Source organism: Levilinea saccharolytica (assembly GCF_001306035.1).
Lineage (GTDB): Bacteria > Chloroflexota > Anaerolineae > Anaerolineales > Anaerolineaceae > Levilinea > Levilinea saccharolytica.
Genome location: NZ_LGCM01000037.1, coordinates 35,001 through 57,476, shown reverse-complemented (window position 1 = coordinate 57,476; position 22,476 = coordinate 35,001). Strand labels below are relative to the sequence as shown.

23 protein-coding genes and 1 tRNA gene are annotated in these 22,476 nt (G+C 57.0%); 6 read left to right on the top strand and 18 right to left on the bottom strand.

What is annotated here, in order from left to right; all coding sequences use genetic code 11:
• Positions 1-114: 114 nt before the first annotated feature.
• The 6 genes from ADN01_RS10205 to ADN01_RS10185 all read right to left on the bottom strand — a co-directional run bounded on the left by ADN01_RS10205 (position 115) and on the right by ADN01_RS10185 (position 5,988).
• Entirely contained in the window at positions 115-1,305 is a 1,191-nt protein-coding gene (locus ADN01_RS10205; RefSeq protein ID WP_147238934.1) for a DNA adenine methylase, read from the bottom strand.
• Positions 1,254-2,567: a hypothetical protein gene (locus ADN01_RS19275; RefSeq protein ID WP_147238935.1), complete on the bottom strand. Its 1,314-nt coding sequence runs from the start codon at positions 2,565-2,567 to the stop codon at positions 1,254-1,256. Before ADN01_RS19275 ends, ADN01_RS10205 begins: the two co-directional genes overlap by 52 nt.
• A 4-nt stretch (positions 2,568-2,571) precedes the next feature.
• Positions 2,572-4,104, bottom strand: a complete 1,533-nt coding sequence (locus ADN01_RS10200) for a DGQHR domain-containing protein (protein WP_075071111.1) — start codon at positions 4,102-4,104, stop codon at positions 2,572-2,574.
• Between the two features lie 262 nt (positions 4,105-4,366).
• On the bottom strand, positions 4,367-4,897 hold the full coding sequence (locus tag ADN01_RS10195; RefSeq protein WP_062419788.1) for a hypothetical protein: 531 nt from the start codon (positions 4,895-4,897) through the stop codon (positions 4,367-4,369).
• A complete protein-coding gene (locus ADN01_RS10190; protein ID WP_062419789.1) occupies positions 4,890-5,660 on the bottom strand; it encodes an ImmA/IrrE family metallo-endopeptidase in 771 nt (256 codons plus the stop codon). Before ADN01_RS10190 ends, ADN01_RS10195 begins: the two co-directional genes overlap by 8 nt.
• Positions 5,647-5,988: a helix-turn-helix domain-containing protein gene (locus ADN01_RS10185; protein WP_160318409.1), complete on the bottom strand. Its 342-nt coding sequence runs from the start codon at positions 5,986-5,988 to the stop codon at positions 5,647-5,649. Before ADN01_RS10185 ends, ADN01_RS10190 begins: the two co-directional genes overlap by 14 nt.
• A 168-nt stretch (positions 5,989-6,156) precedes the next feature.
• Between ADN01_RS10185 and ADN01_RS10180 the strand changes: the two genes are divergently transcribed.
• Positions 6,157-7,110, top strand: coding sequence for an alpha/beta hydrolase (locus tag ADN01_RS10180; protein WP_201778669.1), 954 nt, complete (start codon positions 6,157-6,159; stop codon positions 7,108-7,110).
• Positions 7,111-7,115: 5 nt separating this feature from the next.
• On the opposite strand, the gene ADN01_RS10175 is transcribed toward ADN01_RS10180, so the two are convergent.
• From ADN01_RS10175 to ADN01_RS10150, 6 genes are all read right to left on the bottom strand, one after another.
• Positions 7,116-7,760, bottom strand: coding sequence for a cation transporter (locus tag ADN01_RS10175; protein WP_062419791.1), 645 nt, complete (start codon positions 7,758-7,760; stop codon positions 7,116-7,118).
• A gap of 5 nt (positions 7,761-7,765) precedes the next feature.
• Complete coding sequence (locus tag ADN01_RS10170; protein WP_062419792.1) at positions 7,766-8,488, bottom strand: diacylglycerol/polyprenol kinase family protein; 723 nt, start codon at positions 8,486-8,488, stop codon at positions 7,766-7,768.
• Positions 8,478-8,945 (bottom strand): MarR family winged helix-turn-helix transcriptional regulator, encoded by a 468-nt coding sequence (locus ADN01_RS10165; RefSeq protein WP_062419793.1) that lies wholly within the window; start codon positions 8,943-8,945, stop codon positions 8,478-8,480. The genes ADN01_RS10170 and ADN01_RS10165 overlap by 11 nt, the downstream gene beginning before the upstream one ends.
• A gap of 246 nt (positions 8,946-9,191) precedes the next feature.
• A tRNA-Ser gene (locus ADN01_RS10160) sits at positions 9,192-9,279 on the bottom strand.
• 28 nt (positions 9,280-9,307) lie between these two features.
• On the bottom strand, positions 9,308-10,705 hold the full coding sequence (locus ADN01_RS10155) for an MBL fold metallo-hydrolase (protein ID WP_062419794.1): 1,398 nt from the start codon (positions 10,703-10,705) through the stop codon (positions 9,308-9,310).
• A gap of 9 nt (positions 10,706-10,714) precedes the next feature.
• Positions 10,715-11,842 (bottom strand): ribonuclease D, encoded by a 1,128-nt coding sequence (locus tag ADN01_RS10150; protein WP_082142977.1) that lies wholly within the window; start codon positions 11,840-11,842, stop codon positions 10,715-10,717.
• Between the two features lie 136 nt (positions 11,843-11,978).
• Here ADN01_RS10150 and ADN01_RS10145 point away from each other — a divergent pair, with 136 nt between their 5' ends.
• Positions 11,979-12,656, top strand: coding sequence for a response regulator transcription factor (locus ADN01_RS10145; RefSeq protein ID WP_062419796.1), 678 nt, complete (start codon positions 11,979-11,981; stop codon positions 12,654-12,656).
• Positions 12,656-14,035, top strand: coding sequence for a sensor histidine kinase (locus tag ADN01_RS10140; protein ID WP_062419797.1), 1,380 nt, complete (start codon positions 12,656-12,658; stop codon positions 14,033-14,035). The genes ADN01_RS10145 and ADN01_RS10140 overlap by 1 nt, the downstream gene beginning before the upstream one ends.
• 66 nt (positions 14,036-14,101) lie before the next feature.
• Here ADN01_RS10140 and ADN01_RS10135 read toward each other — a convergent pair whose 3' ends face one another.
• The 4 genes from ADN01_RS10135 to ADN01_RS10120 all read right to left on the bottom strand — a co-directional run bounded on the left by ADN01_RS10135 (position 14,102) and on the right by ADN01_RS10120 (position 17,069).
• Positions 14,102-14,854, bottom strand: a complete 753-nt coding sequence (locus tag ADN01_RS10135; RefSeq protein WP_062419798.1) for a hypothetical protein — start codon at positions 14,852-14,854, stop codon at positions 14,102-14,104.
• An 82-nt stretch (positions 14,855-14,936) separates the two neighbouring features.
• Positions 14,937-15,416, bottom strand: a complete 480-nt coding sequence (locus ADN01_RS10130) for a GNAT family N-acetyltransferase (RefSeq protein WP_160318408.1) — start codon at positions 15,414-15,416, stop codon at positions 14,937-14,939.
• A gap of 108 nt (positions 15,417-15,524) precedes the next feature.
• Positions 15,525-16,388 carry an SPFH domain-containing protein gene (locus ADN01_RS10125; RefSeq protein ID WP_113918805.1) on the bottom strand — a complete coding sequence of 288 codons (864 nt, stop codon included), beginning with the start codon at positions 16,386-16,388 and terminating at the stop codon, positions 15,525-15,527.
• A 72-nt stretch (positions 16,389-16,460) separates the two neighbouring features.
• Complete coding sequence (locus tag ADN01_RS10120) at positions 16,461-17,069, bottom strand: NfeD family protein (RefSeq protein ID WP_160318407.1); 609 nt, start codon at positions 17,067-17,069, stop codon at positions 16,461-16,463.
• 167 nt (positions 17,070-17,236) lie between these two features.
• Between ADN01_RS10120 and ADN01_RS10115 the strand changes: the two genes are divergently transcribed.
• Together ADN01_RS10115 and ADN01_RS10110 are read left to right on the top strand one after the other, a co-directional pair.
• Positions 17,237-19,153: an FHA domain-containing protein gene (locus ADN01_RS10115; protein WP_062419802.1), complete on the top strand. Its 1,917-nt coding sequence runs from the start codon at positions 17,237-17,239 to the stop codon at positions 19,151-19,153.
• Positions 19,150-20,274 carry a PP2C family protein-serine/threonine phosphatase gene (locus tag ADN01_RS10110; protein ID WP_075071110.1) on the top strand — a complete coding sequence of 375 codons (1,125 nt, stop codon included), beginning with the start codon at positions 19,150-19,152 and terminating at the stop codon, positions 20,272-20,274. The genes ADN01_RS10115 and ADN01_RS10110 overlap by 4 nt, the downstream gene beginning before the upstream one ends.
• 17 nt (positions 20,275-20,291) lie before the next feature.
• On the opposite strand, the gene ADN01_RS10105 is transcribed toward ADN01_RS10110, so the two are convergent.
• A complete protein-coding gene (locus ADN01_RS10105) occupies positions 20,292-21,158 on the bottom strand; it encodes an HpcH/HpaI aldolase/citrate lyase family protein (RefSeq protein WP_062419806.1) in 867 nt (288 codons plus the stop codon).
• A gap of 20 nt (positions 21,159-21,178) precedes the next feature.
• Between ADN01_RS10105 and ADN01_RS10100 the strand changes: the two genes are divergently transcribed.
• Complete coding sequence (locus tag ADN01_RS10100; RefSeq protein ID WP_062419807.1) at positions 21,179-21,853, top strand: DUF3267 domain-containing protein; 675 nt, start codon at positions 21,179-21,181, stop codon at positions 21,851-21,853.
• 78 nt (positions 21,854-21,931) lie between these two features.
• Here ADN01_RS10100 and ADN01_RS10095 read toward each other — a convergent pair whose 3' ends face one another.
• On the bottom strand, positions 21,932-22,318 hold the full coding sequence (locus tag ADN01_RS10095) for a response regulator (RefSeq protein WP_062419808.1): 387 nt from the start codon (positions 22,316-22,318) through the stop codon (positions 21,932-21,934).
• Positions 22,319-22,476 lie beyond the last annotated feature (158 nt).

The following is a 22,476-nucleotide window of genomic DNA, read 5'->3' as shown; positions in this document are numbered from 1 at the left end:
ATCGTTAGGATAGCAGTAACATCGGGGAATTGTAGATGGGGTAGAAAAAATGTTAGCTTCAGGCTGTAGATTGGTTTAATCTTTTTTCATTCGAACAAATCATCATTTATAGTTTTAATTAATCGGCTTTAATAGAAGAATTAACTCGTCTGACTTTTGCCTCGCCGTTCTATTGTAATTATTACCACCTAAGGTGCTAAACATACCTTCGATATTATTATGACATTCAATATTAAACAATGGATGCGCAACTTGTTTGACGTAATCCCCTGATAAGCCATTGCTTGACTGTCCACTTGGATAAGTAAGAATAATTGTGCATTTCTTTGACGCCAATGCGCTAAACAATCTACTTAGAGCTGCTTTGGCTTGAGTAATATTGCTAAATTCTGATTGCGGTCGTTCGTTTATAGGCGGGTACCTCCCAACCCCCTCGACGCTACGTGTTTTTCGTACCTCAGCAAAAGTTTCTAAAACGTGGTAGAAGCGACTATATTGAACACTGGAATACGGCGGATCAATGAAAACAAGATCGGTAGGTTGGACATACACAAGAGCGTCTTCTGCATTACCAGTAATTACTTGTCCTTCGACATTCGCATGTTTTGGACACAAACTTTCTAATGCCTTTTTGACATATTCAATTGGATCCCTTGACCATGACTCAAGGATATATTTACCAGCACCTTTGGTGGGTTGAAATGGCTGAGCCGTATGCCCTGGCGAAGCGACACACTGACTAGCGGCAGATATACATGCAGCTAAACAAATTGTTCGTTCCTGATCATCGTGAGGCAAAGAATCCAATAGCAGGTCAAAAGTAATCGCCTGCGTGGGACTAAAATAGTGCCCCCCGTAAGCATTCCATATAGGGCCTATATTCGATAACAAAGAACACAAATCTCTTGCTCGATCAACATAAGCTTTTATCCCTTTTGGCCCTATACGTAGCTTCTTCCCTCTAATCCATAAGTCACTCTCGTTCCTTCGAATTTCAACAGGTTTTATCCATCGCTCTTCAAGCATCGAAAAGTTCATTGGCTTTGTACGGCAAATAATGGATTTGGCAAGTACTGCTGAGTATTTTTGAAGATCAACCGCTAAAACAGGTTTTTGAGTATTTTCAGCTACAAACCAAGCGACGGACCCAGAGCCAGTAAATAGATCCACCATCCTTTCAGCGCATTCAACTTCTCGGAGAAGTAAATGCCCTAAGCCATTATTCAACATCGTTCGTTTCGATCCCATATATTTCATAATCCGATAGCCCAAAGACCAGCCTTTGTAAATTGTTTCACTTGCCACAATTCATATGGAACAGAATAATGTGCTTGGGTAACACATATGTTAGTATCTGCTTGATCAAGAAAATCCTCCAAACCTAGAATGGCTTCATCTATATCGCTCCATAAATCGCTCATCTGTTCCGGCGGATTTCCTGGTGTCCATAATCCATTGTTAATTCCGAAGTTTGACCACCAGAATTCGATATCCGAACTACTAATAGAACTTTTTTCTAAAAAATTCTCAACAGCAGCAGACGCAATTCGAAGCAAAATAAAAGCTCGACATAAAACTGGAACGGGGTCGGTCCCCGTAGTTTTATGGAAGGCTGTTTTTTCTGCATTCTTTAAAATCTCATTTGTAATAGGATTTGAAGATGTCATGACTCGATAAAGACGCGAATCTGTACCAAGGCCAAGATTAACCATGGAGGTTGCAACGAATTGCTCAAAATCCATCCTGGTAGTTTTACGACGTTCATAAACAGCTAGCAGAATTTTTCGGAGTAAAATTTGGTCTAAGATAGCAAATCGATTTGCTGCAAAAGGTTCTGTTACCTTCCATGCTTCAAGGCACATACTTAAATCATTCTCAAAGTGACGTGAAGTTGGTAGCTTAGTAATACCTTGAGGTCGGTAGCTTACCTCATTTCTTCTAGTATGGTCTTCTCCAAGAATTTTAAGGTCAATCGACCATGCTTGTAACCAATCCTTGGCTACTTCAGGAATTGTTGGAGAACCAAGCACAACGTCTGCGCTTGAGATCCAATCTGAAAATGGTCTTCCTTCCAGTTTGAGCACGTTAAGAAAGCGAGGGCTTTTAGCTTTATCCTGCGCCCAGGCATTGATCAAGTTCTTTACTACATCATGAGTGTTACTTTTAAAAAAGAAACAGTCCCCACGATTATCAAAATAGAAATGTTTATTATTAAAGATGCCGATTCCTTCTGTAGCAAAATAAGCCATCAATGCACGTAATTGTGCGTAATAAGCCATAAATACAGAATTAGCTGAGTCTCCATTTAGGAGATTGTCCATTCCCAAAGAGAAGAACTTCCAACCATCACAACAATGTAGAACTGTTGATGCGGCAATATATTGAGCGAGGTGATCTGGTTTAGAAGGGGCTGAATTATCCTCTCGTTTTATTGTATCAATTACATCGGAACGGTAGATATTTCTATATAACCACCTGCTTTTTATAAAAGCTGATTTTTTGATTCTCTCTGCAGAGGAAATGATTAAGTTTGGAGAAGAGTTTTGAACAACGGTTTCGATTGTCATAGTCTTAGTACTTTAGAACTCCCCTTAAGCGTTCTGCAATTCTTGATATTTCTTGATCTTTCGCATCACATAACCTTCGAATAAGCTGTAGGCGCATTTCTTTATAACCGCTGCTTCCTTTGTATACCATTTGACCTCTTCTGGTTTCCTCGTCTAGTTGGGGAGTAGAAGAAGCTCTCCAGTCAAATTCAGCGATAATCCGCGCTATCTTTTCCAAGAAAGGGTATACCGGTTGCTCTCTTAAGGTCTTCACGCTTTCTGAAATCGCATCGTCGTTTATAACATCACTTTTTAATTCATCTAAGACCCATTCACTCAATTTCAGAATGTCAGCTCCAATGAAACACATATCGTTTGTCACTTGCAAAACACCCCTTACCCCTTGGTCTGTTGCCAAAAGCGAATAAGGGCCAGAAAAAGCAAGGTCCGTTTGATTAGCGTTAAGGAGAGGCAAACTCTCCTGACGAATTACTGATCTTAAATGTCGCATCCATGGTTCATCCATTCCAAGAATTACCGTTTGTATCGCCTGCCACACTACAATCAGGAAAGCGCCTTGCTTAATTCTGTTCCATTGCAACAGGTCTCCTTTATTTGTGTGGAGCTCATCACCAAATAATCCGCCGATCGGTGCACCACGTTTCACGTAACTAGTTAACAATGAACGAACAAAAGCCGCTTGAGTTACATCACCGCCCCTTTTCTCACCCAGCATATTAATCCGACCACGCCATGGACTTTCAGGGTGCGACCAAAGTATCTCCGTTAATTCCTGAGCACGGGTTTCTCGGTAAACAGCTGGACCATTTTGGGCTTTTTCTAACCAATCCTGTATGCGTAGCAATGGATATAAGTCATAAGCCAAACTTGTGTTAATCTTCTTAGGTTTGATGTTGATCGTATAAAACAAATAGGCTTGCCAAGTAAAATCAAGATTATTAAAAGCCACCACTGGGAGATCAAAATCTCCATCAAGCTGTTCGTTATTTTCAAATGAATATAGTCGATGTTGTCCATCAATAATTTCTAATGGTGGCACATTCGGATTCCAGTCATCATCTAAAAACCCTTTTGGCAATACCAACCGAGCCATAGATTTATCTACCAACTCAACCCTAATTGCATTTTCGGCTAACAACTTACTTCCATCTCTTTCTGCACCTACTGGCAGGATATTAGCAACTATAGCAGTAGGTAGCCAACCAGGCATTCGAAGATCACTATATTCGTCCTGCTTTTTTTGATTCTCATTAAGCTCAGACCAAGGATAGCCGCCATGGATGAATCGCCCTATCTCTTCGGCTCTTGGCTTCTCAAGCGTGCGTTGTACAGACGTATCTTGGGCTCTAGGGCGGTCTGCTTTGCGCTGATATACTTTAGACAGTCTTCGTAGTTGGAGGGCAGACAATGTAAACAGGAAGAACTGGGGTTCAGGAATTCGTCGATGCTTTTTATCCGCAAAATGCACGTTGTCCCATTCCCTTAACCATTGCCGAACAATTATTGCATTTACGTGCATTTCATTCATTTTTTTCATCGTGTCCTACCTTTTCACCTCAATTGAAGGTATTTTCTGGAGGCGATTGGGTTCTAATTGTTCAATATTATGCAGGATTATGGAATCCACACCGTGATAGTCAAATTCTTCAGGTTTTAATGATACAACAAATCTCATTTTGTCTGCAAGGAAATTTTTGTTGACGAATATCATAATGGCATTTAACCGTCTTGGGTGAAGACATCCTGATAAGATTTTATGGTCTTTTCTATGAGACCATCAATCAGCAGTCCTCCCTCCCCTATGATTCCCGACTTGCCAGGAACTCAGAAAACGTATCCGTGGGCAGCTTGCGGTTGCGCTGGAGCATTTGCTTCCAGATGGCATTGCCCTGCCCTTCGCTGATCAAATGCTGTTCCAGCGCCTCAGCCATGATATCGGCGCTGGTGCGGTGCTGCAAATGGTACCTGCGGATATAGGGCAGAATATCGCGCAGGTTATTGCTGCCCAAAATGCCGTTGTAGTGTTGGGTCAGAACAATCGCGGCAGCCTCACCGCTGCCGATGACCTTATACCCCGGGTCCGGTTTGGTGGTCAGTTTAAAATAAAAATCCCCCTCGGTTGTACCGGCGCTGATTTGATAGAGCACCACTTTGCCGGTTTGCCGCAGCACATCCACTTTGTGTTTCATGAAATGCACTTTGCTCAGCTCAGCGTACACCTGCTGGGGGATGCCGATGCGTCCGGCGTACAGCCGCAGAACCAGGTTCTCCTGGCCGACCACCAGAAAGGTGGAGAGGCAGTCTGTATCCAGGAACAACGGCTCAGTCATACGTCTCCTGGCCTTCGGCTTCCAGGTTGAAAACGATGTCAGCCCGGTAGGCCTCCAGCAGCAGCCCTTCGTATTTGCCGCTGGAGATGACATCCGCGTCCAACAGCCGCTGCGCCAGCCCAATGTAGCTGCCGCTGGTGAAATACTGACGGTTCTCCGGCGCGGGCACATATAACTCATCGCTAAACCCCAATCGGCGCGCCGAGGCGACAATGCCGCCCTTGAGGGTGTTGGCAGCATCCAGGGTCAGCCAGCCGTCTCCCACCAGTCGGTAGAGGGTGGCCTGGCGGCTCATGCGGAAATACTGCTCAATGCGCACCACATCCTCCACCGTCAAGGCCTGGCGCGAGCCCTTCTGCAAATTCTTCTCAATAAAGCTGTGCAGTGCGTCATTGGGCGCAAGGAAATACGAAGCGAAGCAGTCTGCGTTCTTTTCCTCTTCGTCTTTGGCGGCGCCAATTTCACCGCCGCAGATCACGGAGGCAATCTCTTTCTGGACGAAGAGGTGATACAGCTCATGCGCCGCCGTAAAGCGCTGCCGCCCCAGCGTGCTGGTGGAGTTGATGGCGATCAGCTGCTCGCCGCTGTGCGTGCGCATGCACATCCCAGAAATGCGCGCGGAGAATGGGTAAAACACCAGGGTCAGGTTCTCCTGCGACTGCAGGATGGAAAGCACTTCGACCGGCGAGAACAGATCCTCGCCAAAGCGTTTGCGCAGTTCATTGGCCTGGTAACTCAGCTCGCTTTGTTTATGCGGCTTCATGCACGCTCTCCCGCAAAAGGGTGCGCATCTCATCCAGGTTCAGGGCGATCTTTTGAATATCGGCAATCGCCTGAAGGTCTTCAACTTGCATACCATCCGCACGAAAGGCAATCTGCAAGGTCGCCGCTGCATCTTCTGCGTTCATCAAAACACCCAGAGAAAGGCCAAACAGGCTGCCCAACCGCTCCAAATGATCCACTTGAAACTGGCGTTCACCCTTTTCACATTTTGAAATCATGCTTTGATCCACCCCCAAGAATTGCGCGATCTGCGCCTGACTCAGGCCGGCCTTCTCGCGCAGTCCTTTGACCTTTTGTCCGATATTCATTTGGGTCATCCTACTCCTCCGTGAGTGACTTGAGTATAGCACGCGTTTGTCATATTTTCAATAGGATTTATTATAATTTTATGACAAATTTGACGTACCGCAATTCCCGCAGCGACCGAGCGGGTGTTGAGGGTTATAATTCCCCTATCCCCCTCCCTGGAGGTCCCCGTGGCAAAAGACCTTTCCACCGTGCATGCCGAACTGCGCCCCATGGCCAAATTCCTCCCCCGGCTGCCCTTCCGCCGCTGGAACATCCCCCTCCTTCAGCGGCTCATACGCCTGCAGCCCGGGGTCAAGCCGCCCGCGGGCGTCCTGGTGGAAGATGTGTGGGCCTCCCGCGCGGAGGGCGGCGCCCCACCCCTGCGCCTGCGCATCTATCAGCCCGCCGCGCGGCCCGCGCCCACCCCCGCCCTGGTGTGGATGCACGGCGGCGGCTATTTCCTCGGCCGGCCCGAACAAAACGACCCGCACCTGTGCTATCTGGTGCAGCAGCTGGGCATCGTCATCCTCTCGGTGGATTACCGCCTGGCACCGGCGCACCCCTTCCCCGCTCCGTTGGAAGACGCCTACGCCGCCCTCACCTGGGCGCACAGCCGCGCCGATCTGCTGAAAATTAACCCCCAGCGCCTGGTGGTGGGCGGCGAAAGCGCCGGCGGGGGGTTGGCGGCGTCCCTGGCCCAGCTGGCCCACGACCGCGGCGAGGTGCAGCCCGCGGCTCAGCTGCTGGTCTATCCCATGCTGGATGACCGCACGGTGCTGCGCGAAGATATCAACCGCGCCGAGCACCTGCTCTGGTCGCCAGAAAATAACCGCCTGGGGTGGGAACTGTATCTCCACCAGCCGGTGAGTTCAGCCCCCCTGCCCCCCTATGCCGCCGCGGCCCGGCGCGCAGACCTCTCTGGCCTGCCGCCCGCCTGGATCGGCGTGGGCACGTTAGACCTGTTCTATGAAGAAGACCTGGCCTACGCCCAGCGCCTAAAAGACAGCGGCGTGGCATGTGAAACCACAGTCGTTCCCGGCGCCTTTCACGGCTTTGACCAGTTCGGCCCAAGGTTCCAGGTGGTGCGCGATTTCCGCGCTGCACAGGTCAGCGCCCTGCGGAAGTATCTATTGGGGGATTGACGAAGCTAAGCTGCGCGGCGGTCCCACTGCGCGCGCGCCATGCGCAGGCCGCTCCACAGCAGGTAGCCCGCCACCATCACCGACCCCAAAATGTCCACGTAACGCGTGGCGGGGTGGCTGGGGGCGAGGGCGACCGCGGCCAGGGCGGCCACCACGCACAGATCCACGCTGGCCTTGGCGCGGTATAAGCCCATCTGGGCCGCGATGACAGCGCTGTACTGCTCGCGCGTCAGCACAGTATACCGCCGCCAGAACCAGGTGTTGGCCAGCAGCCCCAAAAACGCGATCACCAGCCCGAAGATCACTTTGCCCCCCGGCTCAAATATCGAAAGCCGCGAAACGGCCACCCCCAGCATCACCAGCCCAGAACAAATCATCGCCCCCGCCACGCTGAACCCCGCCGTGCGCTCCAGCCGCGCACGGTCGGCCTCGCTCTGGGCGGCGCTGCGCTGCAGCTGGCGAAAGACCCACCAGGAAAGAAACAGGGCCACCAGTTCCACCCCCCGCCGGATGAAATCTGCCAGCTGGGTGGTGGAATGGCTGGTCAGCATGGCGTAGCCCGTAAACAGCGGCCCCGGCGCGCTCAACAGCAGGGCGGTCAGCAGCGTCTTCTCCCGGCTGGCCGCCTGATCTTTGGAAAGTGCGTTCATGGGTGTCAGATCCCCAGGTAGGCAAACAGCGACATCAGCGGCAGCATGGCAAAGGCCGCCGACAAGGGCACGGTCAGCGTGTCCATGCCGCGCGAAGAGAACAGCTCCACCAGCGCGCAGATCGGCGCCACCAGGGCCGCCACCGTCAGGCTCGCCAGCCAGGGTTGGTTGACCTCCACCAGAAGGGTGATGAAAATGGTCAGCCCGGCGGTGATATACATGGCGAAGGTGCCTTCATAGGTTTTCGTCCCCTGAATGCGCGGATGCTGAATGCGGCGGCGGCCGATGGATTTGCCCACCAGGGCCGCGGCGGCGTCGCCCAATCCCCAGGCCAAAACGGCCACCACGGCGATGAACTTCCACGACTCCCCCAGCAGCCCCCAAAACACAAAGAGCAGCACGGCCATTGCCCCTTGCACAATCAGCAGACTGCTGCGGAATTCGCCGCCTTTGCGCTCCACGGCGATGCGCTGGAACCAGGCGGTTTTCTCCGCCAGCACCAGGGCCGGGTAGGCGATGGCCGCCAGCAGGAACACCGTCAGCACCGCCATATACCAGGTGGTGAAACATTTCACCAGGGGAAAAATGGAAAGGGTAATCAAAAGGTGGTACAGCTTACGGGTGATCTCAAAAGGCAGTTTGACATACGCCTTGAGCAAGATCACCGGCAGCCCCAGGGCAATCAGAAACCCAAAGTAACATCCCATACCGATCCAATCAGGCAGCATCGCGGTCTTCTTTGTTTTGATTCTTCTGCGCGCGGGTGAAGTTCTCCGACATGCGCGTGAAAAGGTGAAGGAAGGCGGCCAATTCTTCCTGCGAAATCCCCTGCATGGCAGCCGCATACAGCTGGTTATAGGCCCGCTCAATCTGGGGGCCAACGGTGCGCGCCCGCTCCGTCAGCCGCACACGGTGAACGCGCCGGTCGCTGGGGTCTTCCTGGCGCAGCACGTAGCCTTTTTGCTCCAGCGAGTCAAGGGCCCGTGAGACCGCCGGCTTGCTGATATCCAGCTGCTCCACCAATTGCTCCTGCCCCAGCTCCCCCTGCCCCTGGGTAAACAAGTGCAGCAGGATGTTGCCCTCTGCGCTGCTCAGGTTCAGCGGGCGCAGCTCTTCATTGATAATTTTCCGGGCGGAGCGCAGCATCTGATGCGCCCGCTGCCAGACATCGCGAATATCGTACATTTTCCCTCTCTGAAGGGCGGCACAAAATTCGTTAACATGTTAACCAAGTGATCGTCCGGATTATACGCGCAATTGGTTTCTCTGTTAATGGCTTTCTGTGCAGGCTTTCAATTCTGTAATGCCCGTTCCCCCCCAGCCAACCCCAGTTAAAGAAAAAAGCCGCCGCGGATGGCCGTCCGCGCAGCTTTTATCCGAGGCCGGCCCTGGAGGGACGCTGACCTCTTACCATCTTATTCGTGTTTACAGCGGAGAGGGTGGGATTCGAACCCACGGTGACGACGAGCGCCACAACGGTTTTCGAGACCGCCCCGATCGGCCACTCCGGCACCTCTCCAAGCGGGTTCATTATACCTGAGACCGGCTTAAATATCCACCATCTCGTCCTGAATTGGGTAAATGATTTCCGTCTCCGGCAGGGCCGGCCGCAGCTTTTCAATCAGCACGCCCGAAGAGCGCGGCTCGCCGTGCACGACGATCAATTTTTTCAGGCGCCCATTGCTGGCCTGGGCATAGCGCATCAGCAGAGCCTGGTCGGCATGGGCCGACAGGCCGCCGATGGTGGCCACTTCGGCGCGGCGGGTGAATTTTTCGCCAAAAATGCGCACATGCGGCTCGCGGTCCGCCAGGCGGCGGCCCAGCGTATCCGGCGCCTGCCAGGAAACAATCGCGATGGTGTTGCGCGGGTTTTCGATGTTGTTGCGCAAATGGTGCAGAATCCGGCCGGCTTCCGCCATGCCCGAAGCCGAGATGATCACCATCGGGTCGCTGCGCTCGTTCAGCGCTTTGGATTCATCCACCGACTGGATATAGGTGAGGGTCTTAAAGGTCAGGGCCGGGTGCTTGCCGCTGAGCACAAAGGCGCGGGTTTCTTCATCAAAATCGTCTGCAAACTCTTTGAACACATCGGTAGCCCGCACCGCCAGGGGGCTGTCTACGAACACCGGGATGGCAGGCAGCTCGCCGCTGGTAATCATACGGTTGAGCGCGTACACCAGTTCCTGGGTGCGTCCCACCGCAAAGGCCGGAACGATCACCTTGCCGCCGCGCGCCACCGTGCGCTTGACCACATCCCGAAATTCACGGAAAGCAACTTCGGGGTCACCGTGCACCTTATCCCCATAGGTGCTTTCCATCAATAAGTAATCCACATCCTGAGGCAGGGTGGGGTCTTTCAGCAGGGGCAGCTGGTAGCGGCCAATATCGCCGGAGAACCAGAAGCGGTAGCTGCGCCCGTTTTCCTCCACGTCCAAACACACGCTGGCCGAGCCCAGGATATGGCCGGCGTCCACCAACTTCGCACGCACGCCGGGGATGGGGGTGAAGCTCTCGTTGTAATTCTTCTTCACAAACAGCGGGCGCACGTCAATGGCGTCCTGCACGGTATACAGCGGCTCCACCAGGGGTTCGCGGCGCTGGCTGCGCTTCTTGTTCACAAAGGCAACGTCCATCTCCTGCACATGCGCCGAATCCTGCAGCATGATATCCGCCAGTTCCACCGTGGCGGGCGTGGCGTAAATGGGCGCGTTAAAGCCGTTCTTCACCAGGTTGGGCAAATTGCCGCTGTGGTCAATATGGGCGTGCGAAAGGATCATCGCGTCCACAGTTTTGGGATTGTAGCCAAAATTCAGGTTCTTTTCGTAGGTATCGCTGCGCCGGCCCTGAAACAGACCGCATTCCAACAGCAGGCGGCGGCCGTTCACTTCAATCAGATATTCCGATCCAGTAACCGTATGGGCTGCGCCCAAGATGTGCAGCTTCATGACAGCCTCCTATGGGCGAATGATACGCAGGATCTCACTGCCAAAGTTCTGAAAACGCCAGGGGATGGTATTCATCAGGCCGCGCAGCTCCTCCAGGGTGGCCGGGCAGCTCTGGGCAATCCATTCCAGCACATCGCGCGGCAGCACCACATCCGAAGGCACTTGCAGCGATTCCGCAGTCTGCTTGCGCCAGCTGCGCAGGGCGTCCAGGCGGGTCAAATAGGCGTCGCTGGGGCGCGGGTTGTGCGCGCGGGTCAGGGGGGGTTCACGCAAACCGCGCTGCACAGCCTGCAGCAAAGCATCACCGTGCCGCTGCAGCAGGCGGCCGTTCAGCATGCCCAGGTTCTCCAGCGCGGGCCGTGTCTGCGGCAAACTGCGGGCAATTTCAAACAGCACCTGGTTGCTCAGCACTTTAAACACGGGCAAATTCGCCATCCGCGCCTGCTGATCGCGGTACTGCACCAGAGATTTCAGCACCGCCAGTTGGGTGGCGTTCAGATCGTGCGCGCCGGGGATGCGCCACACGGCGTTGCCGTTTTCCTGCGGGGGCACTTCCGTGTTCTCCAGGCGGCAAAAATCCTCCTGGGCCAGCTCCCAGCGTCCGCGCTGGCGCAGTTCCGCTTCCAAACGGGCGCGCAGGTCAATCAGATAGTGGCTGTCCAGGCGGGCATAGGCCAACATCTCCGGCGGCAGCGGGCGGCGGCCCCAATTGGCGCGCTGGTACTGCTTGTTCAGCTCAATCTGGAATTCCTGCTCTAAGATGCCGGCCAGCCCCACGTTTTCCCGTCCCAAGATCCGGCTGGCATGCATGGTGTCAAACAGGTGGTGAATCTCAAAGCCAAAATCGCGCTTCAGGCAGATGACGTCATATTCGGCCGCGTGGAAGATCTTTTCAATCTCCGCGCGCGAGAACACCCCCGCCAAAGGGTCCAGGCTGTCAATCGCCAGGGGGTCAATCAGATAGTCTTTCTCAGCGGTGGAAATCTGAATCAGGCACACCTGCTCTTGATAGGCATACAAGGAGTTTGATTCGGTATCCACCGCCACCTGCGCTTCGCGCAGCAGTTGGCCGGCCAAACGCTCCAGGGCGGCGTAACGGTCTATCCACACAGGCGGCTGCATTAAAGAGGATGCCATGCGGGTGATTATAGCGCAAACTGAGATCAAATTCCCGAATCCGGATTGCTTTTTTCAAAAACCAGCTAAAATTAAAGGATAAGCTTGATATTTCGGTTCCAACAACCTGGAACAGTTTTTTCGGCTGGGAGGCATTATGAATGAGAAAGTTTTGATCATTGAGGATGATGAAGCCATTGTGAAGCTGCTGCGCCGCTCGCTGGCCTATGAGGGCTACCAGGTGGACGCAGCCTTAGACGGCGAGAGCGGCCTGGCCCTGGCGCGAGACCGGCAGCCCGATCTGGTCATCCTGGATTGGATGCTGCCCGGCATGGATGGGCTGGAAGTCTGCCAGCGTCTGCGCGCCCTCAGCAATGTGCCCGTGCTGATGCTGACCGCCAAAGACACCCTTCACGACCGTGTGCAGGGCCTGGACGCCGGCGCCGATGACTACGTGGTTAAACCTTTCCAGTTGGATGAGCTGACCGCCCGCATTCGCGCGCTGCTGCGCCGCACCCAGCAAGACCGTACGCCGGTGCTGAACTTTATGGATCTCAATCTGGATACCTCCACCCGCCAGGCCGAACGCAACGGGCGCATCATTTCGCTCACCGCCAAGGAATACGATCTGCTGGAGCTGTTCATGCGCCACCCCCGCCAGGTGCTCACCCGCGAAATGATCTTCGACCGCGTGTGGGGCTACGACTTTGGCGGCGAAAGCAACGTCTTGGATGTGTACATCCGCTACCTGCGCCAGAAGTTGGAAGGGGATAAGGAGTCGCGGCTGATCTACACCGTGCGCGGTGTGGGGTATGTCATGCGCGAGACGGCATAATGTCGCTGCGTTTACGCCTGACCCTGCTGTACACCAGCCTGCTGGGGGGCACCATGCTGCTGGTTTCAGCCCTGGTGTACGGTCTGGTGAACGTGATCCTGCTCGACCAGGTGGACCGCACCCTGGTCCAAAACTCGACTGCCATCATCTCCCGCCTGCGGATGAACACCGCTAACACCTTCGACCCGCGCGGTTTGGTGGATCTGCGCACCACGGAAACGGTCGAATTTCAGGTGTGGAGCACCGACCGCAAATTGCTCCTGGCCAAGCCCCCCACCCAGCGCGACCCGCTGGATAACGCCGGGCGCTGGGCCGATGAGCCCCGCTATCAAACCATCCGCCAATCCGGCAAAAGCCTGCGCGTCCTCTCCATCCCCCTGAAAACCATTCGCGGCCCGGTGGGCGTGCTGCAAATCAGCCAGAACATCACCCTGGTGGATATGATCCTCTCCACCCTATCGCTCATCCTGGTGCTGGTGCTGGCGTTGGGACTCGTCTTTTCGGGACTTTCGGCCTGGCTGGTCATCGGTCAAACCCTGGCGCCCCTGGCCACCGTCACGCGCGTGGCGGCCCAAATCACCCGCGCCGACGACTTACAGCGCCGCATCCCCATGACAGGTGTAGGCGATGACGAAGTTGGCGCCCTCATCACCTCCTTCAATCAGGTGCTGGAACGCCTGGAAAAGCTCTTCACCAGCCAGCGCCGCTTCCTGGCGGATGTCTCCCACGAGCTGCGCACACCGTTGACCGTTATCCGCGGCAATGTCGGGCTCATGCGCCGCATGAAGGAGCTGGACGAAGAATCATTAACTGGTATTGAATCGGAAGTGGACCGCCTCACCCGCCTGGTCGGGGATCTGCTCATCCTGGCCCAGGCCGAATCCGGGCGGCTGCCGCTGAACCTCATGCCTGTCTCGTTAGACACCATTCTGTTGGAAGTCTTCCAGCAAATGCGCACCATCGCCGGGGATCGGGTGAGCTTGCGCATTGCCGAAATTGATCAGGTGGAGATTGTGGCGGATTTTGACCGCATCAAGCAGGTGCTGTTGAATTTAGGCGGCAACGCCATCCAATACACCCCCAACGGGGGCGAAATTATCCTCTCGCTGCGCAAATCCGATCAGATGGCCCAAATCCTGGTCACCGATACCGGTCCCGGAATCCCCGCCGCAGATCTGCCGCACATTTTCGAGCGCTTCTACCGCGCCGAAAAATCGCGCACGCGCGCTTCCGGCACGGGCTTTGGTTTGGGGCTGTCCATCGCCAACTGGATCACGCGCAGCCACGGCGGGCGCATTGAGGTGAGTTCCCGCGAAGGTCAGGGCACCACCTTCTGCGTGTGGCTGCCGCTCAGCGGCCCGCCCAACCCCTCGGCTTAAAATCAAAGCCTCCCCCAAACGCGGGGGAGGCTATTTGATCATTTTACCCTGCGCTGCGGAAGCGCTTTAGAACCGCCGGGGAGCTGAAGACCCGCTGTTGTTTTCGCTGGGTCGAGGAACCGCCCGCGAGCTGGCCGAAACGCTGTGATAGGTGGGTTCAGGTCGGGCTGAAGCGGCGGCTTCCACTGCGCGGGAGAAGGTGGGCCGCGGCATGGGGGTGCTGGTGCCCAAGGGCGTCGAGACCGTGCGGCTGGTGGCGGGCAGGCTGGCGGGTGCGCGGCGGCTCACTCCGCGGCGCTGCGCCCCCCAGACCAGGCGGTCTCCGGCGACCGAAATCGTGCCGATGATGAGGATGCGGATCACCCACACCATGATGGCCACGAACGCGGGCACAATGTTGGTGATGATCTTCGAGTCCATGACAGCCGCACTCTGAACATTGTGCGTGGCAATCGCCATCGAAACGCCCCACCAGGTCAGAATGGCGTTCATCGTGGCGGCCAACAACCAGGCGCCGAACAAATACCAGACCTCTTTGGGTTCTTCGTTGCCCTGTTCGGGGGTGAACAGGCGCGCAATCCCGGCAAAGTCAATGCCGCAGAAGGCCACTGCCAGGATGGTTGCCCAATGAATCCCGGCGAACTTCAAATTGCCCAACAGGTCGCGCAGGGCGTAATCGGTGGTGGAATAATTGAACATCTCGAACGCGCCCAGGGCTGTGAGGATGATCAACCCAAATACGACCGATGGGTTGACCGACACATTCCGAAACAGCTGGGAGGGCGAAAAACGACCAGAGCGGGTACCGGTGAGATTCATGACAATTCTCCTTTCAGGCAGGGTAAAACTGAATATTTGTTCTAATTGATCACATTATAGAACAGATATTCTAGTTTGTCAATCACCCAATTTGAGAATTTTTCGCTTCTCCCAGCACCTTTTGCATCACAATCCCGTCTTCCCCCCCAGAATAATACTGCGGCCACACCTCATAACGGCTGTATCCAGCCGCCTGGTACAGGCGGTACGCCTCCAGGTTGCTGCGCCGCAGGGTCAGGCGTACCCTCGGCAGCCCCACCTGTTCTTCACAGGCCTCCAATAATCCCCGCCCCACCCCCTGGCGGCGGTACGCCGGGTCCACGCCCAGCGTGGTGATCCAGCCGATTCCCAGCGGGTCGCGCTTATCCCCGGCCGCAAAACCGACCATTCGTCCGGCGATGACGGCCTTCAACCGCACGATCCCCGGCAAAGTCAGCACCCCCATCAGGTCCAAAACTGGCCAGGCGTCCGCCTCAAAGCACAGCGATTCCAGGCGGCGCAGATCGTTCAGATCCAAAAGGCCGGCAGGTTGGATAGTGAATAAAGCGGGTTCGGGTGTCATATTTTCCATTCTAAACGCTTTTTGTCCGCCTGCGGCTTAAAAATCCGGTGCAGACAAATCTGTCTGCACCGGAATGGTTTCATTTTGCCATCATCTTGCTGTTATCCGCTAGGCTGATTTCTTTTCCTCACGAACGCGGATGAAATCCGTCAGCATGGAGGTGAATTCCAACGGGAAAACGAACTTGGTAGCCGGGTTGGCCGACATGGTCTTCAAGGTCTCAAAGTACTGCAGGGTGATCGTCTGGTGGTCAATCTTGCCCGCCACCGAGAAGATGCGCTCCAGAGCCGCCGAGTAACCCTCAGCGCGCAGCAGCTGGGCCTGCTTTTCACCTTCAGCCTGCAAAATGGCCGCCTGGCGCTGACCTTCCGCCACGTTGACGGCCGCTTCGCGTGTACCGGTGGATTCGGTCACCACGGCGCGGCGGTTACGTTCCGCCGAAAGCTGGCGGTTCATCGCGTCCTGCACGTCGCGCGGAGGGATGATCTCACGAATTTCGACATTGGTCACTTTCACACCCCAACGTTCGGTAACTTCATCCAAACGGGTGCGCAGGGCCAGATTGATTTTCTCACGTTCCGAAAGCACACCATCCAGCATGATACCGCCGATGACCGCGCGCAGCGTGGTGGTGGCAATACCCTGGGCTGCCAGTTCAAAGTTGCCCACTTGCAGCACGGTGTTCATGGGGTCAAAGACCTTGTAGTACCACAGGAAGTCAATCGAGATGGGGGCGTTATCGGCCGTGATGGAGGTCTGCGCCGGAATTTCACGCACTTGCTCGCGCAGGTCCACTTTGACCGCCCGATCAATAAAGGGGATCAGGATGATCAAGCCCGGCCCACGGCTGCCGATACAGCGCCCCAAGCGGAACACGACCAGACGCTGATATTCGGGAACAATGCGCAGCGCTGTGGACAAAAACACCACAAATACCAGAGCGACCACGCCAATCAGGCATAATACGGACATCGCACCTTCTTGCATTTGTCTCCTCCTTGCTGAGTATGTGCACCGGCAGAGCGCCGCAGGGCGCCCACCGGATTAATTCGGGTCTGCCTCGACGGGCGTCACCAACAAGACCAAACCCTCACGACCCACCACACGCACCCGCGTCCCACTCTTTACCATCACCGGGCAGCGCGCAGTCCATTCTTCACCGCGTACGTAAACCGCTCCATCTCCCTTAAAGCTGGCGCGCACCTCGCCTTCCATGCCGATCAACGGATCCAGGGAATGCGCCGGCTGAATACCCACAGCCTCCAGACCGCGCCGCGCCACCAGCCACAGCAGCAGCACCACCAACACTGAAACCACGCCGGCCAAAGCCGGATGGACCGCCGAAAGGCTACCGTCAGCCCCGCGGAACATGAATACCGAGCCCACCACCAGGGCTGCAATGGCCAGCAGCAGATAGGGAACCTGTTTTTTGCGCCGCACCGCCAGCCAGAAGGGGTAAAGCGCCCCCACCAGGAGCAGCAGCGCCCAGATATTGATCGGCAGACTGGCCAGGCTGTAGCCCGCCAGCACCAAAATGACCAGAGCGGCCGCCTCCAAAATGCCCGTGCCCGGCGAAAGCAGCGCCAACAGTACCAGGACAGAGCCAGCCACCAGCAGCAAATACGCGACATTGGGATCTAAAAGGAGATTCATTTTTCCCGAGCCTTTCCACCCGGAAGCAGCAAATTTGAGCAAAAACCTTTCCATGATCATTATACATCATCCCCCCACGCAGGACATCCGCCCAGGGGAGTAATCGCTATACGCTGCCCGACCGAAAAAGGATGCACAAACCTCAAAAAGTCGGTAAAATAGACTGCATGAAGCCAGAAACCCACCGGCGTATCTTTCATACGATCGGCCTGGCGCTGCTGGCGCTAAGCGTGATCTTGACCCACCCGCAGCCCGCCAGCGCACAGCAAGCGGGCCGGATTATTTTGCTGCCGCCCAACACGCAGGCTTTTCCGGAGATCGAATTCACTTTCGAGGCCTACACCGCTTCAGGTCAGTTTTTACCCGATCTGCAGCCCAACCAACTGCGCGTGCTGGAAAATGGGCAGTCCCAGCCCCTGACCGCCCTCGACCGTCTGGAGCCAGGCCTGCAGTTCATCGTGGCTATCAATCCCGCCCCGCTGATGGCCACCCAGGTGGCCGGGGTGAGCCATTATGTGCAGATTCAGGGCGCCTTACAGGTGTGGGTCACTAACCTGGGCAGCGAAGCCCCCAACGATTACAGCCTGGCCACCAATACCGGCCTGCAGGTCATCCGCGAGAAAGACCCCGCTGCCTTTGCCGAGGCTCTGGGGGCCTACAACCCCGATCTGCTCAACGCCCAGGCCGCCCTGGTCAGCCTGACCCAGGCCTTAGACCTGGCCTCGGACCCCAACCCCACGCCCAACATGAAACGGGCCATCCTCTACGTCACCACGCCGCCCAACGCTGCCCTCCAGCAGGCCCTGCCCAACCTCACCAACCGCGCAGCCCAAATGGGCGTGCGCATTTACGTGTGGATGGTGGCCCCGCCGAACGCCGCCGGCACGCCCGCGGCAGACGTGCTGTTGGAAATGGCCGGGCGCACCGGCGGGGAGTTTTTCATCTTCACCGGCTCCGAACCGCTGCCCAACCTGGAAACCTATCTGTGGTCGCAGCGCTATCTGTATCAGGGGCGCTACCGCTCGGCCTTACAGCAAAGCGGCACAGCCAGCCTGCAAATTGAGATTCAACAAGAGCAGCTGCAGGCTCTCAGCCCCGAAACCCCCTTTGATCTGCAAATTCAACCCCCCAACCCCATGTTCCTGGCCCCGCCCGTGCGCCTTGAACAGCAGTGGGTACAGGTATCGCGCACCGAAGCCCCCATCTTGGGGCCGCCCAGCGTGGAAGTGCGCATTTTGGTGGAATTCCCCGACGGACGCCCGCGCGAGCTGCGCCTTTCGCGTTTGTACGTGGATGGGGCGGTGGCCGCCGAAAATACCCAACCCCCCTTTGATGTTTTCCGCTGGCCGCTGACCGCCTACACCGAAAGCGGCACCCACCAGCTCAAGGTGGAGGTGGAGGACGAAATTGGCCTGCGCCGCGCCAGCATCAACATCCCCGTGGAAGTGGTCGTGCCGGCCAAGCCCAGCGGCCTGATGCTGCGCCTGATGACCGACCGCGGGCTGCAAACCGGCCTGGCGGTCGGCGCGGCTGTACTGGTGCTGGGGGTGGTGTTTGCGCTCAGCGCGCGCCGCATTCTGCGCGCCCTGCCGCGCCTGCCCCAAAAGCGCCAGCCCACCCGCGACCCGCTCACCCAGGTGGTGCGCATCCCCCAGGAAGCTCCTTCGGCCTACACCTCCGTCGCTTCGCCCTCCCTGCCGCGCACGCTCATCCCCACCCCGGCCAAAGCCTATTTGCAGCGCCTGGGCGAAGACGGCAGCCCCCTGAGCGGCAGCATCATCCCCCTCACTCAGCCTGAAATCACCTTTGGCTCCGATCCTGCCCAGGCCATTCAGGTGATCGATTCGCCCAGCGTCAGCCCCCTGCATGCGCGCCTGGTCACCACCAGCGAAGGTTACCGCCTGGCAGACGCCGGCTCGGTGGCCGGCACCTGGCTGAATTATGCTCCGGTTTCCTCCCTGGGCGCCCGTCTGGAACACGGTGATTTGATCCATTTTGGACGGGTGTCTTTCCGCTTCCAGCTCAGCCGCCCGGGGCGCGCCCGCACGATTCAAACCCAACCTTACCAGGACAACCTCGAATGATTCGCACCGAGCACGCCCATCTGACCACCGCCGCCGCCACCCATCCGGGGATGACCGGCAAAATCAATGAAGACCGTTACGCCGTTTCGGCTTTTCAGGCCGGCGATGAACCGGTGCTTCTGGCGGTGCTGTGCGACGGCATTGGCGGACACCAGGCCGGCGAAGTGGCCGCGGAGCTGGCGGTGGAGATCATCAGTGAAGTGGTCGCCGACAGCGACGGCACAGATCCTTTGAAGATTTTGGATGAAGCCATTGTGGAAAGCAGCGAGCGTATCCGCGAGCTGGCCGAAAGCAGCCCCACCTATCACGGCATGGGGGCCACCTGCGCCCTGGCATGGGTGCAGGGCAAACGCCTATACACCGGCACCGTAGGCGATTCGCGCATTTACCTGCTGCGCGGTGGGGTGCTGCGTCAGCTCAGCACCGACCACACCTGGATTCAGGAAGCTCTGGAAGGCGGCTTTATCCGTCCCGATCAGGTCAAAGGGCACCCCAATTCGCACGTCATCCGCCGCTACCTGGGTTCGCCCAACCCGCCGCGGCTGGATCACCGCCTGCGCCTGAACGGCAGCGAAAATGACAAGAACGCGCTGGCCAACCAGGGCCTGCTCCTTCAGCCCAAAGACCGCCTGCTGCTGTGCAGCGACGGCCTGACGGACCTGGTGGAACGCGAAGAAATTGAAGATATTTTACGGCGGCAGCCCCTGCAAAGCGCGGCCGACGCCCTGGTGCAGCTGGCCAACGCCCGCGGCGGGCACGACAACATCACCCTGGTCGTGGCCGAGGTTCCCCCGCCGCCGCCGCGCAAGCTCAGCTTTAAACCGCTGGTGCTGGGCTGCATGGTGCTGGTATTGGTCTCGGCCCTCATCGCCGTGGCCATCCTGGGCGCCCTGTGGTGGCAGCAGCGCAGCGGTGCTCCCAGCCCCACGCCAGCTCTGTGGGAGCAAAGCCTGACGCCGCCGCCGGGTGCGCCGGGACTTGCCACCGCCGCGCCCACCGCCAGCTTGCAGCCGGGGGCCACCCTGACCCCCAGCCTGACGCCCATCCTGCTGCCCGCCCCCCTGGAAGACGGCGCCACGCTGACGCCCTGGCCCACCAACCCCCCGCCGTCCGTACCCTAGCGGACCACCTGAGCGCCTCAGCGCGCCGCGTTAGCCCGATCGATCACGTTGCGGGCCGCGCGGATCAACGGCATGTCCACCATGCGCCCGTCCACGGCGTAGGCCCCGCGGCCCTGGCTGCTCTCCTGGTCAAACGAATCCAACAGACGCTGGGCCTCTTCAATTTGCGCCGGGCTGGGGGTAAAGGCCTCCGCCGTCAGCGGCCACTGGTTGGGGTGGATAATCTGCTTGCCGGTGTAGCCCATCTCCGCGCCCATGCGGGCCTCCTGACGCAGCCCCTCGGTATCGTTGAAATCAATCTTGACCATATCAATGCTCTGCAGGCCGTAGGCCGCCGCGTGCAGCGCCACCGCACCGCGCGCGTAAAACACCTCCCAGGCCGCCGGGGTGCGCGTGGCCTGCATCCAGGCCGCCAGGTCGTCAGCCCCAAAAATCAGAGCCTGCAGGCGTTCGGAGGATTGGCAGATCTCGTTCAGGCGGATGACCGCCAGGGGCGTTTCGATCAACACGATCAGGAGCAGCGACCCGGCCTCCCAGCCGTGTTGGCGTTCCGCCTGCTCCAGGCGCGCCTCCACCCAGTGCACATCCGCCGCCGATTGGATTTTGGGAACGACGATGCCGTCGGGGCGGCGGGGTAAAACCACCTCCAGGTCGGCCTCGGCCAACCCAGACTGCACCGGATTGATGCGCACCAGCTTTTCGCTGCGCCCAAAATCCAATTCCGCCAGGGCCGCGGCGATCCCCTGTCGGGCGTCGGCCTTGCGGTTGGCCGCCACGCCGTCTTCAATATCCATGCAAATGGTGTCCACCTGCAGGGTAATGGCCTTCTCAATCTTGCGCCGGTCGTGCCCGGGCATATACATCAACGCGCGTCTGGCGTGCATAGCCGCTCCTTCGAAGGAAAATGAAAATCACCTGTCCCTATTTTAACGGCAAACCCCCGCGCAGCGCGCAGATGCGCCTATGCTATAATCAAACCATGCTCGCCGTGCCCCATCTCCCCGCCGGCTTCAAATCCGCCGGCCGCCTGGACATGAAGAAAAATTGGGCCTTGCAGATTGGCCTGAACGTGCTGGGTCTAGTGCTCATCGCCCTGACGCAAATTGTCTGCCTGGCGCTGATCCGCTGGCTGCGCCCGCAAGCCGGCGCTCAGATGTTCGTGGTGGACAATGTGCTGGTCTTCACCGCCGTGCTGATCGGCCTGCTGGCGGTGATGGTGGTGGTTCACGAGCTGATTCACGGCGTTTTCTTTTACCTGTTCAGCCGTGAAAAGCCGCACTTTGGCTTCCGCGGCAGCTACGCCTTCGCCTCAGCACCCAACTGGTATTTTGCCCGCCGTGCCTACGCCCTGGTGGCGCTGGCCCCGGTGGTACTGCTGTCGCTGCCGGGGCTGGCCGCCCTGCTGCTGGGCCCCGGCGCGTGGTTGCTGGGGGCTTCCCTGTATCTGAGCATCAACGTGGGGTCTTCGGTGGGCGATCTGGCGGTGGTGGCCTGGATGTACTTCCTGCGGCGGGATGTGTACGCCCGCGACGAGGGCGACGCCGTGACCCTTTTTGTTCAGACCCTGGGCAAACGTTGACCCCTGGCAGCCTTCCCCAGAAAATAAAAAAATCGCCGCGTACGGCGATTTTTTCGTATGGATCAATGAATGTGCGCCTCAGGCCGCCGCGGGTTTCGAACGGATGTACCCCGCGATCGTCTCGGCAAAGCTCGGCACGTCCAGCGGCTTAGAAATATACGCATCGCAGCCCGCTTCCAAGGCGCGTTTGCGGTCCCCCGGCAAAATGTGGGCGGTCATAGCCACCACAAAGATGCCCGCCGTGGCCGGGTCTTTTTTCAGCGACTGGGCCACATCCCAACCGTCAATTTCTGGAATGGCCAGATCCAACAAGATCAAATCCGGCAGCTTTTCCCGCGCCGTGTTCAACCCCTCGCGCCCGTCCATGGCGGTGAGCACTTCAAACTCACCTTCTTCCAACAAGAAGCGCACCAGATCCAGATTGTCAATATTGTCTTCGATGACCAGCACAACGCCTTTCGACATCCGAAAAAACCTCCGCAAAAGCTTATCCATTTACTATACAGGGCTTTGGGGCGTCCGTCAAACAAAATCTCTTAAGAATTTTGTTAGGTGGTGAATTCTTAAAAATTGAGTCTTGACACAGAACGGATGTTCGTGTAATATAATAAATAGTACAAATG